General features: G+C 64.4%; 17 protein-coding genes. 8 read left to right on the top strand and 9 right to left on the bottom strand.

Annotation, left to right across the window (positions count from 1 at the left end):
- Nucleotides 1-18: 18 nt before the first annotated feature.
- From AC1DV8_RS04175 to lgt, 8 genes are all read right to left on the bottom strand, one after another.
- Complete coding sequence (locus AC1DV8_RS04175; protein ID WP_477156584.1) at nucleotides 19-408, bottom strand: VOC family protein; 390 nt, start codon at nucleotides 406-408, stop codon at nucleotides 19-21.
- 117 nt (nucleotides 409-525) lie between these two features.
- Nucleotides 526-882 carry a YciI family protein gene (locus AC1DV8_RS04180; protein ID WP_477148797.1) on the bottom strand — a complete coding sequence of 119 codons (357 nt, stop codon included), beginning with the start codon at nucleotides 880-882 and terminating at the stop codon, nucleotides 526-528.
- A 100-nt stretch (nucleotides 883-982) separates the two neighbouring features.
- Nucleotides 983-1,387: a YciI family protein gene (locus AC1DV8_RS04185; RefSeq protein WP_477156585.1), complete on the bottom strand. Its 405-nt coding sequence runs from the start codon at nucleotides 1,385-1,387 to the stop codon at nucleotides 983-985.
- Between the two features lie 194 nt (nucleotides 1,388-1,581).
- Nucleotides 1,582-1,875 carry a hypothetical protein gene (locus AC1DV8_RS04190; protein ID WP_477148799.1) on the bottom strand — a complete coding sequence of 98 codons (294 nt, stop codon included), beginning with the start codon at nucleotides 1,873-1,875 and terminating at the stop codon, nucleotides 1,582-1,584.
- Between the two features lie 447 nt (nucleotides 1,876-2,322).
- On the bottom strand, nucleotides 2,323-3,255 hold the full coding sequence (locus AC1DV8_RS04195; RefSeq protein ID WP_477148800.1) for a ribose-phosphate pyrophosphokinase: 933 nt from the start codon (nucleotides 3,253-3,255) through the stop codon (nucleotides 2,323-2,325).
- A gap of 118 nt (nucleotides 3,256-3,373) precedes the next feature.
- Nucleotides 3,374-4,150, bottom strand: coding sequence for a peptidoglycan editing factor PgeF (gene pgeF, locus AC1DV8_RS04200; RefSeq protein WP_477156586.1), 777 nt, complete (start codon nucleotides 4,148-4,150; stop codon nucleotides 3,374-3,376).
- The gene (locus AC1DV8_RS04205; RefSeq protein ID WP_477156587.1) at nucleotides 4,147-5,226 is read right to left on the bottom strand and encodes a class I SAM-dependent methyltransferase; all 1,080 of its coding nucleotides are present in this window, start codon (nucleotides 5,224-5,226) and stop codon (nucleotides 4,147-4,149) included. The genes pgeF and AC1DV8_RS04205 overlap by 4 nt, the downstream gene beginning before the upstream one ends.
- Entirely contained in the window at nucleotides 5,219-6,031 is an 813-nt protein-coding gene (gene lgt / locus AC1DV8_RS04210; RefSeq protein ID WP_477156588.1) for a prolipoprotein diacylglyceryl transferase, read from the bottom strand. Before lgt ends, AC1DV8_RS04205 begins: the two co-directional genes overlap by 8 nt.
- A 113-nt stretch (nucleotides 6,032-6,144) precedes the next feature.
- Here lgt and AC1DV8_RS04215 point away from each other — a divergent pair, with 113 nt between their 5' ends.
- The 7 genes from AC1DV8_RS04215 (at nucleotide 6,145) to AC1DV8_RS04245 (ending at nucleotide 10,295) form a co-directional block, all read left to right on the top strand.
- Nucleotides 6,145-6,384 (top strand): accessory factor UbiK family protein, encoded by a 240-nt coding sequence (locus AC1DV8_RS04215; protein WP_477148804.1) that lies wholly within the window; start codon nucleotides 6,145-6,147, stop codon nucleotides 6,382-6,384.
- Complete coding sequence (locus AC1DV8_RS04220; protein WP_477156589.1) at nucleotides 6,381-7,094, top strand: metallophosphoesterase family protein; 714 nt, start codon at nucleotides 6,381-6,383, stop codon at nucleotides 7,092-7,094. The genes AC1DV8_RS04215 and AC1DV8_RS04220 overlap by 4 nt, the downstream gene beginning before the upstream one ends.
- 52 nt (nucleotides 7,095-7,146) lie before the next feature.
- Nucleotides 7,147-7,869, top strand: coding sequence for a metallophosphoesterase family protein (locus AC1DV8_RS04225; RefSeq protein WP_477156590.1), 723 nt, complete (start codon nucleotides 7,147-7,149; stop codon nucleotides 7,867-7,869).
- A gap of 335 nt (nucleotides 7,870-8,204) precedes the next feature.
- The gene (locus tag AC1DV8_RS04230) at nucleotides 8,205-8,708 is read left to right on the top strand and encodes a type III secretion system chaperone family protein (protein WP_477148807.1); all 504 of its coding nucleotides are present in this window, start codon (nucleotides 8,205-8,207) and stop codon (nucleotides 8,706-8,708) included.
- Nucleotides 8,705-9,520, top strand: coding sequence for a pyrroline-5-carboxylate reductase (proC, locus tag AC1DV8_RS04235; protein ID WP_477148808.1), 816 nt, complete (start codon nucleotides 8,705-8,707; stop codon nucleotides 9,518-9,520). Before AC1DV8_RS04230 ends, proC begins: the two co-directional genes overlap by 4 nt.
- A gap of 34 nt (nucleotides 9,521-9,554) precedes the next feature.
- The gene (locus AC1DV8_RS04240) at nucleotides 9,555-9,896 is read left to right on the top strand and encodes a tRNA-binding protein (protein WP_477149060.1); all 342 of its coding nucleotides are present in this window, start codon (nucleotides 9,555-9,557) and stop codon (nucleotides 9,894-9,896) included.
- Between the two features lie 72 nt (nucleotides 9,897-9,968).
- Complete coding sequence (locus AC1DV8_RS04245; protein WP_477148809.1) at nucleotides 9,969-10,295, top strand: GYD domain-containing protein; 327 nt, start codon at nucleotides 9,969-9,971, stop codon at nucleotides 10,293-10,295.
- 7 nt (nucleotides 10,296-10,302) lie between these two features.
- Here the strand turns inward: AC1DV8_RS04245 and AC1DV8_RS04250 are convergent, their stop codons facing one another.
- The gene (locus AC1DV8_RS04250) at nucleotides 10,303-10,917 is read right to left on the bottom strand and encodes a MarR family winged helix-turn-helix transcriptional regulator (protein WP_477156591.1); all 615 of its coding nucleotides are present in this window, start codon (nucleotides 10,915-10,917) and stop codon (nucleotides 10,303-10,305) included.
- Nucleotides 10,918-10,958: 41 nt separating this feature from the next.
- Here AC1DV8_RS04250 and AC1DV8_RS04255 point away from each other — a divergent pair, with 41 nt between their 5' ends.
- A complete protein-coding gene (locus tag AC1DV8_RS04255) occupies nucleotides 10,959-11,849 on the top strand; it encodes a branched-chain amino acid aminotransferase (RefSeq protein ID WP_477156592.1) in 891 nt (296 codons plus the stop codon).
- Nucleotides 11,850-11,900: the final 51 nt, after the last annotated feature.

An 11,900-nucleotide genomic window follows, 5' to 3' on the forward strand; every position in this document is an offset into this window, starting at 1 on the left:
TCCTTCTTGTCGGACCGCTTACCACTTCAACTGGGTGATCTGCAGCAGGTTGCCGCAAGTGTCCTTGATCTGGGCGATGGTCGATGCGGTGACATCGGTCGGGGGCATGGCGAAGTTGCCGCCCTTGGCCTTGATCCGCTCGTAATCGGCCTTCACGTCGCTGGTGTAGAACATCACGGCAGGCTGGCTCTGCTCGAACATTGCCTGCTGGAAGGCCTTGGCGGCGGGGTTGCTGTTGAGCGCCAGCTGCAGTTCGGTGCCGTCCTTGTCATCGGGCGAAACAACGGTCAGCCAGCGGAAGCCGCTGTTGCCGAAGTCGGCCTTGGGGGTGAAGCCCAGCACGTCGGTGTAGAAGCGCAGCGCCTTCTCCTGGTCGTCGACATACACGGTGGTCAGCTTGATCTTCATCGGTTTTCTCCGTTTGTCACGTCGGGACACCGTGCCCCGATGCAACAATGACGGGCCTGGTCCGGCCATTTCGACTCGTCCCCGAAAAAACTTCAGGGACGAGCCGATTTTGTCAGATCATGCGCCTCGCGTCGGCCAGATCGGGCGGACCTCGATGGTGCCGAACTGCGCGGCCGGACATTTCTGGGCCCACTCGATCGCCTGGTCCAGGTCGGGGACATCGATCAGGTAGTAGCCGCCCAGCTGCTCCTGCGTCTCGGCATAGGGCCCGGCGAGGACAACCGCCTTCTTGTCGCGGACGCGGATCGAGGTGGTGGCGCTGGTTGGCCGCAGGCGCTCGCCACCGACCATGACGCCGGCCTTGATCATCGCCTCGTTGAACGCAGCGTAGTCGGCGCTCATGCCGGTGTCGTCGACGGGCGTGGCCGCATTCATCTGCGTTTCGTCGCCGTGGATGAGCAGCATGTACTTCATTTTCGTCTCCTGTTTCGTGCCGGACACCGCGCCCGGCACGACAATGACGGAGGGGGCGACAAAACTTCTACAAATCGCGGACGAAAAAAGGCGATGGCTTTCAGAAGCCCGGAATCATGGCGCGGACTTCGACCGGCCCCCACTGCGCTGCGGGGCACTTCCTGGCCCAGGCGAGGGCTTCGTCCATGTTTGCCGCCTCGATGATGTAGAAGCCGCCGAACTGTTCGCGGGTCTCTGCATAGGGGCCGTCATGAACCTTCAGTTCGCCGGTGTCGTTGACGAAGGCGGCGCCCTTGGCGTCCTCGTGGAAGGTAGCATCGCCGCCCTCCATGCGCAGGGTCTTGGCGTCGTGGGTGCGGGCGAGGGGGGCGGTCATGACGAAGGCGCCGGCCTTGGTCAGCGCCTCCTGATAGGCGTAGAGCGTCTCCATTGCCTTCTGCATCTGGTCGGGCGGGATCTGGGCGCCGGCTTTCTCGTCGGCGTAGAGCATCAGCATGTAGCGCATCGGTGTCTCCTCGGTCGGCAGCATAGCCCTTCAGGGCAATGTCGGACGAGGGGGGCCGATTTCGACATGTAGAGGGCAACCAAGGGGAGAAACAGCACGCTTGGCGCCCATCTCCCTTGGCCAAGGGAGATGGGCGGTGGGACGTTGTCTCACAGAGCCGTCTCCCGGTGGGGAGAGCTCCAGGAAGGTGGCGGCTACTCCTCTTCGGCGCAGTCCGCTACGTCGTCGGCACCCTTTGCCTTGACGTGGGCGTGGTCCTGCGCGGCCGAAGTGGCGGTGGCCGGGGTGCATTGGTGCTCGCCGATGAAGGGGCTGCCCTGGCCGGGCGCCGTATCCGGGATGACGTGGCCCTTCTTGTTCATGATCACGTCGTTGGCTGCGTCGAACACCAATCCGCCGGACCTGGTGGCCTGAACGAGGTGGTCATCGGCGAGAGCCGGTCCCAGACAGAGCGCGGCTCCAACCACGAGCAACAGAGTGAGCTTCATTTTGCATCTCCTCCGAAAAGCCCTCAGCTGACTAACACCGGGGGAGCCGAAATATTTCCCCGGCGGCGACATTAAGTTCGTGATTGGAACGAACCTGTCGCGAACTGGATGCTGGCGCGTGGACGATATGGCGCTTGCCCCGACTTATCCCCGCGCGAATCTCCGGTGGTAATCTGCATCCACCTCACCGATGCGAGGCGCTACGCGGCGTCGCGGGGAGGGTTCGGGCTGGTTGGGAGGCGTCCTGGCCAGGGTTTGGTGGAAGCGTCCGCTTTGCGCACCATCGGGCCAAAAGACCGTTCGCAATGGGCGGGACGAGAGTCCCAACCTTTGTACAGTTTGCCGGACGACCGGCACAGGGACGAAGTCCCGCCCATGCCGCTCATCCAGAAGCGGCAAGATTGACAGGAAACCCCGAGGCCCACGGCCGTCGGGCGCTTCGACACGTCAGTCCAGCAAGCTCGAGACGCTCTGCTCGCTGGCGGTGCGGGCGATCGCCTCGCCCATCAGCGGGGCGATGGAGATGATGCGGATGTTCTTGGCGGCCTTGGCGGCGTCGGTGGCGATGATCGAGTCGGTGATAACCAGCTCCTTCAGCTTGCTCTTGGCGATGCGCTCGGCGGCGCCATCCGATAGTACGCCGTGGGTGATGTAGGCCGAAACTTCGGTGGCGCCTGCTTTCAGCAGGGCCTCGGCGGCGTTCACCAGGGTGCCGCCGGAATCGACGATGTCGTCGATGAGGATGCAGGCGTGGCCGGCGACGTCACCGATGATGTTCATGACTTCCGAGACGCCGGCCTTGGGGCGGCGCTTGTCGACGATGGCGAGGTCGGCGCCGATGCGCTGCGCGGTAGCGCGGGCGCGGGCCACGCCGCCGACGTCGGGCGAGACGATCATGACGTTGCCGTTGGTGTAGCGCTCCTGGATGTCGCGGACCATGACGGGCGCGCCATAGAGGTTGTCGGTCGGGATATCGAAGAAGCCCTGGATCTGCGCGGCGTGGAGGTCAAGCGTCACCACGCGGTTGACGCCCGCTTCGGTGATCAGGTTGGCGACCAGCTTGGCGGAGATCGGGGTGCGCGAGGCGGACTTACGGTCCTGCCGGGCATAGCCGAAATAGGGAATCACTGCGGTGATGCGGCGGGCCGAGGAGCGGCGGAGCGCGTCCGACAGGATCAGCAGCTCCATCAGGTTGTCGTTGGCCGGATACGAGGTCGACTGCAGGATGAAGACATCCTCGCCGCGGACGTTCTCGTGGATTTCGACGAAGATCTCTTTGTCGTTGAAGCGCTTGACCGTGCAATCGGTCAGCGGGACTTCAAGATAGCTCGCGACGGCTTCGGCAAGCGCGCGGTTGGAATTGCCGGTGACAAGTTTCACGAGCGCGCTCCGGGATCGGGCCGGTCCGGGGAGTTGCCGGCTCCTGATGCGCGGGTCTTTAGCTTGGGTCGCGGCGGGGCGCAATGCGCCTTGTGACGGATCGGTGAAGGAATCTTGCTCAGAGCCCGCCCAGGCCGATGACGCTGAGCTGGCGGCCGGTGGTGATCGCCTTGTGCGTCGCATAGCGGTGAGAGAAGTACTTCTTGGGCTCCGCGTAGGTGCAGATGCCGAGGTCGTCGACAAGGCCTACGCCGGCGGCAATCAGGTGGTCAAAGACGAAGCCGGGGAGGTCGAAATGCTCGCGGCCGCCGTTCGGCTTGGTGATGCGGTTCTCGGCGTCGCGGTGATCGCGCAGCAGGTCGGCGGTGAAGTCGGGGCCGACTTCGTAGTTCTTGGCCGAGATGGTGGGGCCGATGGCGGCGACGATACGATCGGGGCGGGCGCCGAGATCGACCATGGCAGCGACCGTAGCCTCGGCGATGCCGCCGGTGGCGCCCTTCCACCCGGCATGCGCCGCGCCGATGACGCGGGCCTCGGGATCCGCGAACAGGATCGGCGTGCAGTCGGCGGTGAGGATGCCGAGCGCCAGGCCGTGGACGCGGGTGACGAAGGCGTCGGCCTCGGGGATGTCGTCAGGGTTGGGCTGGCGGGTGACTTCTAGCACGGTGACCGAGTGGACCTGCTTCAGTGTCACCAGCTGGCTCAGTGAAAAGCCAAGGATACCAGCGATCTGGGCGCGGTTCTCCATCACGTGATTCAACTTGTCGCCTGCCGAGAGCGACACGTTGAGCGAGGAGAACTCGCCGGTCGAGAGGCCGCCGCGGCGGCCGAAGAAGCCGTGACGGATGCCGGGGATGCGCTCGAGGGCGCGGCTGGTTTCGAAGGGCATGCTCATTGCGGAAAACCGATAGGCTCGATGTTGCCGGAATGGGCGCAGAACACCTTGAACAGGGTGCCCATCTCGGTGCTGTCGACAAGGCGGCGCAGGGCCGCGGCGATGGCGTCGACCTGATTGGGATTGGATTTCACCAGCGCTGTGGCGCGTTCGACGATGCCTAGGCCGCCGAGGAAATCGCGCTGGGTGGACAGCTTTTCAACAGTGAGGCCGAGATCGGTCGCGACCTTGCCGAGGGCGCCGAAATCGACATGGGCACTGAGGTCGATCTCGCCCGGTGCATCGAGCGGATCGGCGAAGGCGTGGTTGCGGACGGCCTGCAGGGTCTCGCCGGTCTGCGTCGCCGCGTAGCCGTAGTCGATGGCGAGCAGGGCGCCCTTCTGTGCGCCGATGCGCTTGCCGAGCTTTTGCATAATGTCGGCGGCGGCGAGGCTGACTTCGTAGGTTTCGCCGAGCTGGGCCGAGGCAAGCTCGGGCGGCATGGCGGAATCCGGAATCGGCGTAGGGTTGAGGCCGAAAGCGCGCTTGCCGTCGCGGAGGCCGATCTGGCGTTCGTGCCAGCCATCGGGCGCCTTGACGAACTGGCGGATCGGCAGGGCATCGAAGAACTCGTTGGCGACGACGAAGATCGGGTCGTCCGCCACCGCATCGACCTCATCGGCCCAGTACGGGTTGTATTGCCCCAGCCGTTCGGCCTGCTGGGCCTTCAGCGCGGGGTTAGTTTCGAACAGCTGCAGGTGGCAGGCATCGAGGAAGCCCTCGGCCTTAGCGGCAACGCGCAGCGCGTCCTGCATCAGGGTGCCGCGGCCGGGGCCGAGTTCGAGCAGGGTGAAGCTGCGCGGCTGGTCGAGCTGCTGCCAGAGATTGACGATGAAGAAGCCGACCAGCTCGCCGAACATCTGGCTGATCTCGGGAGCGGTGATGAAGTCGCCTTTGGCGCCCAGCGGATCGGTGCCGGTGTAGTAGCCGGAGCGCGGATGGGTCAGCGCCAGGCTCATGTAGGTGGCGAGCGACATCGGGCCGGTCTGGCTCAGCTGCATGTCGATGATTTTGCCGAGGGAGCGGGTATCAGCCACGGGCGGGCCTCATGGCGTAGATGATGAGGGCGATGCCGGCGACGAGGATAGGGAGGCTTAGCACCATGCCCATGGTGAGCCAGCCGCCATAGAGGTAGCCGATCTGCGCGTCGGGCAGGCGGAAGAATTCGACGAAGATGCGGCTGAGCGCATAGCCGATGCCGAAGATGCCGGCGACGAGGCCGGGTTTCTTCAGTGCGCCGAGATGGTTGGTGGCGACGCGGATGACGATGAACAGCAGCACGCCCTCGAGGAGGGCTTCGTAGAGCTGGCTCGGGTGGCGCGGCAGCTGCTCCGGATCGGTGGGGAACACCACGGCCCAGGGCAAGGTGGTCGGGGCGCCGTAGAGTTCGGCATTGATGAAGTTGGCGACGCGGCCGAGGAACAGCCCGATGGTGCCGATGGCGCCGAGCAGGTCCATGCCGGAGAGGATGTTGCCGCCCTTCGAACGGACGAACAGCGCCATGGCCAGCATGATGCCGACGAGGCCGCCGTGGAAGCTCATGCCTCCGTCCCATAGCGCGATGATCTCGCCCGGGTTCGCGGCGTAAAAGCTCAGGTTGTAGAACAGCACGTAGCCGATGCGGCCGCCGATGATGATGCCGATGACGGCCCAGAAGGCGAAATCCCAGATCGCGGCCGGCTCGAAGGGCGGGCGGTTGTCCTTCCACAGGCCATGCCGGCGCAGCAGCGTAGTGGCGTAGGCCGCGCCACCTAGGACGCCGACGAGATAGGCCAGCGCATACCAGCGGACGACGACTGGTCCGATGGCGAAGGCGATGGGATCGATATTGGGGAAGGGCACGCGCCGCGGCTCCTGTGGACAGGCTGAGACCTTTTAGCCTCCGCCATGCTCTGGTCAAGGCGCGGGCGGCAGCCTAGATATCGAGCTGAAAACCGTGAAGGCGAGGATACACGATGACCCAGGGTGGCAAGATATTCGACGAGCTGGGCAAGCTGATGAACAACGCCGCCGGCGTCGCCGACGGGGTGCGCCGCGAGATCGAGACGGCCGTGAAATCGCAGCTCGAGCGGCTGGTGGCCGACATGGACCTGGTCAAGCGCGAGGATTACGACGCGCTGCGCGAACTGGTGCAGGCCCAGAGCACCGAGATCAAGGATCTGAAGGCGGCAGTCGAGAGCCTCAAGTCGAAGTGAGGATCGCGGTTCTTTCCGACGTCCACGGCAACCTCGAAGCGCTGGATGCCGTGCTGGACGATATCGCCCGGCAGAACGTCGAGGCGACCGTGGCGCTGGGCGATTTCCTCAGCGGCCCTAGCGATCCGACCGGTGTGGCCGATCGGTTCATCGAGCTAGATATGCCCTCCGTGCGCGGCAATCACGACCGTTACATCACCGACGGTCGCGAGAAGGATTGGCACATCGACGCGCTGGTGCGCGGCATGCTGGACGAGCGGCAGCACGCGTGGCTCGCTGCCGTGCCGGCGACGCGGGTGTTCGAGCAGGACGTGTTCCTTTGCCACGGCACGCCGCGCGACGACAACGCCTCGTTCATGGACGGCATGGTGGGCGGAATATCGTCGCTGCTGACGAAGGATTACATCGAGGCCGAGGCCAATGGCTTCGAACACGAGGTGCTGCTGTGCGGGCATACACATGTGCCGCGCAGCCTGCGCCTCGCCGATGGCCGGCTGGTGGTGAACCCGGGGAGTGTCGGGCTGCCGTTCGAGATCGGCTCGCCGGATGCGCGCTACGCCATCGTCGAGAAGCGTCGCAGCGGGTGGAATACGGAGTTGCGCGCGGTTGCGTATGACCACGCAGCGGCGGCAAAGCAGGCGCTGGATCGCGGCTACCCCAAATGGGCCGAGGCGCTGACCTGGGGGTGGGCGAGCCCCAAGGGGCTGTAGTCTTTGGGGCTTTAGTCTTTCCGAGGCCGCAATTGCTGGGGACGGTGGTGGCATGAGAATCGCAGTGATCTCCGACATTCACGGCAACCGTCCGGCGCTGGAGGCGGTGGAAGCCGATATCGCCATGGTCGGGGTGGATGTCACCATCAACCTCGGCGACCTGCTGGCCGGTCCGGTGGACCCGGTCGGCACCGGCGACATGCTGATCGAGCGAAACTACCCGACCGTAGTCGGCAACCACGACCGCTGGATGGTCGATCCCGGCTCCAGGAAGAGGGCGCCCGTCGATGTCTACGCGGACGAGCTGATGAAGCCTGTCCACCGCGAATACCTAAAGAGCCTACCGGCAACGATGGACATCGAGGGCGAGGTTTTCATGTGCCACGGCACGGCACGGAGCGATGAAGAGCCGTGGCTCGACGCATGGTGGACCGACCGCACCGTGACCATGCCCGGCGAGGCCGAGGTCACGGCGAAGGCCAACGGGCTCGATTTCCCCGTGCTGCTGTGCGGCCACACACACGTGTCGCGGGTCGTGCGGCTGCGAGACGGGCGGATGGTGGTCAATCCGGGTTCGGTCGGGCTGCAGATCAACTACGGAGCGCCGGACGCGCGCTATGCGGTGCTCGAGCGGCACGGCGGCAAGTGGTCGGCGGCGCTGCGCGCAGTTGCCTATGACTTCGAGGCAGCGGCCCAGCAGGCGATTGCCAACGGGTTCCCGAGATGGGCTGAGCCGATCCGGACGGGATGGGCTGGAGCTGACGGGTTGTTCTGAGGCTTCGGAGCCTACTCCGGCACATGACAGCTTCGTCATGCGGGCCGCGCATTCTAGCGCGAGTCGCGCCAGCAGCGATGTCCCAAAATCAGCCAAATCGGGTGGGGACAGACTCGGGCAGTTAAGACCCTGTTAACCCTTCGAGCCGGATCATCCACAGAAGAAAGCCTTGGATGGCTCTGGCGGCACAATCCCCGGAATCGGGGCGCCAGTGTAGCGTTCCTCCATAGGGACGATTCGTAGGCCTTCTGCGTGCGAGTTCTTTGCAAGTAACGCGTAGGACCGGGAATGACCGGCCGGCCTTCATACGTTTCGCCCAATGGGACGCTCAGCCAATGGCACATCTTCTGGAACTGGAACCGGACCGCACGGTGCATCCGGTCGACATTATCGAACATATTGCTTCGATCAACGATTGGAACTTCGAGCGGCAGGACGCCGATGAGATCTCGATTTCGGTGCGCGGGAACTGGGCCGACTACCACGTCTCCTTCAACTGGATGGAAGACCTCGAGTCGCTGCACATTGCGGCGGCGTTCGACCTGAAGGTGCCGGATACGCGCCGGACGGAAGTGAAGCAGCTGATCTCGCTGATCAACGAGCAGCTGTGGATTGGGCATTTCGACATGTGGAACCACGAAGGCGTGGTGCTGTTCCGCAATTCGCACCTGTTGACCGGCGGGGCGGAAGTCAGCGCGGCGCAGTGCGAGGCGCTGCTGCGCTCGGCTACCGACAGCTGCGATCTCTACTATCAGGCGTTCCAGTTCGTGATATGGGCTGGCAAGGGCGCCTCCGAGGCACTCAGCCAGGTCATGTTCGAAACGGTAGGCGAAGCTTGAATTTATCAGATATCGGCCCCGTCGTTCTGGTCGGGGCCGGCAAGATGGGCCTGGCGCTGGCCCGCGGCTGGATTGCCGGCGGGCTGCCGCCGGATCGGTTGGTATTGTGCGATCCGCAGCCGTCCGAGCACGCAGCGCAGTTTGCCGCGCAGCACGGCGTTCGCCTGCAGGCGAGCCCGATCGGCGTCCTGACCCATGTGCTGGTCATCGCGGTCAAGCCGCAGGTGATCTATGAGGTGATGGCCGAGATCCAGCCGGTGGTGGGCAGCTATACGCTGGTGCTGTCGATCGCGGCCGGGATTTCGCTGGTCGGCCTGTCCGAGGGACTGCAGACCGACCGGGTGATCCGCACCATGCCGAATACGCCGGCGCAGGTCGGCCGCGGCATCACCGGCGCAGTTGGCCTCGCCATAAGCGACGAGGACCGGCTGACCGCCGATGCGCTGCTGAGCGCGGCGGGGCAGGTGATGTGGTTCGACGACGAAGCCAAGATCGACGGCGTTACGGCCGTCTCCGGGTCGGGCCCGGCCTACGTATTCTATATGGTTGAGGCCCTGGCCGCGGCGGCGCGCCGGCAGGGTTTTGACGACGAGCAGGCGATGCAGCTGGCGCGGGCGACCGTGACTGGCGCTGCAGCGCTCATGGACGCCGATCCGACACCGGCCGGAACGCTGCGCGAGAATGTCACCTCGCCCAAGGGTACTACCTACGCAGCGCTGCAGGTGCTGATGGCGCCGGATGGGCTCGAGCCGCTGCTCGATCGCGCCGTTCGTGCGGCGCGCCAGCGATCAGAAGAGCTCGGGCGGGCCTGACGGCCGCCTCGGCTCCCAATAAGGTCGGTGCGAACTGATGGCTGAGATCACCTATGCGGAGTTCGAGCAGGTCGACATCCGCGTCGGCACGATTATCGAAGCCCGAGTTTTCCCCGAGGCCAGGAAGCCCGCCTATATTCTGCTGATCGATTTCGGTCAGGAGATAGGGGTGAAGAAAAGCTCAGCGCAGATCACGGTGCACTACACGCCGGAGACGCTGGTCGGCCGCCAGGTCATGGCCGTTGTCAACTTCCCGCCGCGCCAGATCGGCCCGGTGCGCAGCGAAGTGCTGACGCTGGGGTTCGAGGACGAGAACGGCGCGATCGTGCTGGCGGCCGTCGAGCGTGGCGTGCCGAACGGTCGGCGGCTCTGCTGAGTTCGCCAATACCCGCGGCCTGCCAACGGTTGTAGGGTGGGGTGTTTTGGGGAAGAGCGGAGGAGCTCAGCCATGGCACTCTATCTGACACGCTTCAGCTACACGCCTGAAACTTGGGCGCGGCTGACCAAGAATCCCGAGGATCGCCGCGAGGCCGCGCGCAAGTACATCGAGTCCGTCGGCGGCAAGCTGCATGGATTCTGGTACGCGTTCGGCCCACATGACGGCTACAACCTGTGGGAAGCCCCCGACAACGTCGCCATGGCGGCGGTGGCCATCGCCATCGGGGGCGGCGGTGCGTGTTCGGAGTTCGAGACGACGCCGTTGCTGACGGTCGAGGAGACCTTGGCGGCCCTTGGACGTGCCCAAGCGGTCGGGTACCGGCAGCCGGGAGCTTAGTCGGGGGCTAAAGCTCTTCCGTCAGCTTCAGCCGATCCAGCAATCCACGGTCATCCGGCTCCACCATGCCGACGAAGAACCGGAGCACGGTGCGCTTGCCTTCCGGGGGGAGGGCGGCGATGGCGGCTTCGATGCGGCTGGTTTGGGTGGCGGAGAGGGTTTCGAACAAGGCGCGGCCTTTTTCGGTGGCGTAGAGCAGGCGCTGGCGGCGGTCGCTTTCACCGGTTTTTTGTTCGACATAGCCGTTGTCGACCAGTTGGCGCAGCACGCGGGCGAGACTCTGCTTGGTGATCTTGAGGATATCGAGCAGGTCGGCGACGGGCATGCCGGGCTTCAAATTGACGAAATAGAGCACCCGGTGGTGCGCGCGACCGAAACCCTGTCGCTCAAGCAATGCATCAGCATCGCCAACGAAGTCCCGATAAGCAAAGAAAAACAAACCCATGACGTCGAGCGGCATGGCCGGATCGTCGGCCTGCGCCAAATTTATGTCAGCCTTGTTGACATTTATTTTGCCCGATGCCATCATCACCCCATCGAAAACACAGCTCTTTGCCTTATCCCAAAGCCGTTCCGGTTTGCCAATAGCAAGCCGGTGGGGCAGGATCACAGGCAATAACACGGCGGACCCCAAGGGCCGCACCAGACGAGTGGGAGATGAAGATGGCAGGCTTGCCGATGGACCAGCGCGAAGGCTGGATCTGGTTCGATGGTCAGATGGTTCCCTGGAAGGACGCCAAGATCCACGTGCTGACGCACGGGCTGCACTATGCGAGCTCGGTGTTCGAAGGCGAGCGGGCCTATGGCGGCGAGATATTCAAGTCGCGCCTGCACACCGAGCGGCTGATCCAGAGCGGCAAGACGCTCGATTTCACCATTCCCTATTCGGTCGATGAGATCGAAGCGGCCAAGCGCCTGGTGCTCGAGAAGAACGGCCTGGTTGACGCTTATGTTCGCCCGGTGGCCTGGCGTGGCTCCGAGGAACTGTCGGTTCCCGGCCGCAACAACAAGGTGCACCTGGCGATCGCTTCATGGGTGTGGCCGAGCTACTTCTCGGTAGAAGAGAAGCTGAAAGGCATCCGCCTCGAATGGAGCCGCTGGAAGCGCCCGAGCCCGGAGACGATCCCGTCCTCGGCCAAGGCTGCCGGCCTCTATATGATCTGCACGCTGTCCAAGGACGCGGCGATGGCCAACGGCTATGCCGATGCGCTGATGCTCGACTATCGCGGCTATGTGGCCGAGGCGACCGGCGCCAACGTGTTCTTCGTCAAGGGCGACGAAATCCACACGCCGACCCCGGATTGCTTCCTCAACGGCATCACCCGGCAGACGGTGATCGGGCTGGCCAAGGAGAACGGCTACAAGGTCATCGAGCGGCACATGAAGCCGGAAGAGCTCGCGAACTACGACGAGTGCTTCCTGACCGGTACCGCAGCCGAACTGACCCCAGTTTCGGAAGTCGGCGAGTTCAAGTTCAAGCCGGCCAAGGCCTGCACGACGCTGATTAATGCGTACACCGAAGCGGTGACGCCGAAGAAGGTCGCAGCCGAATAAGGGCGCGACTCAGGTGATTTTCAAAGGCCCGCTCGCTGAGCGGGCCTTTTT

The sequence above is a fragment of the Devosia sp. P3_B2 genome, from assembly GCF_056402875.1.

Bases quoted from the DNA above. Each gene is read 5' to 3' on its own strand.
- AC1DV8_RS04245 (WP_477148809.1), top strand. From the start codon at position 9,969: ATGGCACTCTATCTGACACGCTTCAGCTACACGCCTGAAACTTGGGCG.
- AC1DV8_RS04180 (WP_477148797.1), bottom strand. From the start codon at position 882: ATGAAGTACATGCTGCTCATCCACGGCGACGAAACGCAGATGAATGCG.
- AC1DV8_RS04230 (WP_477148807.1), top strand. From the start codon at position 8,205: ATGGCACATCTTCTGGAACTGGAACCGGACCGCACGGTGCATCCGGTC.
- AC1DV8_RS04225 (WP_477156590.1), top strand. From the start codon at position 7,147: ATGAGAATCGCAGTGATCTCCGACATTCACGGCAACCGTCCGGCGCTG.
- AC1DV8_RS04185 (WP_477156585.1), bottom strand. From the start codon at position 1,387: ATGCGCTACATGCTGATGCTCTACGCCGACGAGAAAGCCGGCGCCCAG.
- AC1DV8_RS04190 (WP_477148799.1), bottom strand. From the start codon at position 1,875: ATGAAGCTCACTCTGTTGCTCGTGGTTGGAGCCGCGCTCTGTCTGGGA.
- AC1DV8_RS04255 (WP_477156592.1), top strand. From the start codon at position 10,959: ATGGCAGGCTTGCCGATGGACCAGCGCGAAGGCTGGATCTGGTTCGAT.
- AC1DV8_RS04175 (WP_477156584.1), bottom strand. From the start codon at position 408: ATGAAGATCAAGCTGACCACCGTGTATGTCGACGACCAGGAGAAGGCG.
- pgeF (WP_477156586.1), bottom strand. From the start codon at position 4,150: ATGAGCATGCCCTTCGAAACCAGCCGCGCCCTCGAGCGCATCCCCGGC.
- AC1DV8_RS04215 (WP_477148804.1), top strand. From the start codon at position 6,145: ATGACCCAGGGTGGCAAGATATTCGACGAGCTGGGCAAGCTGATGAAC.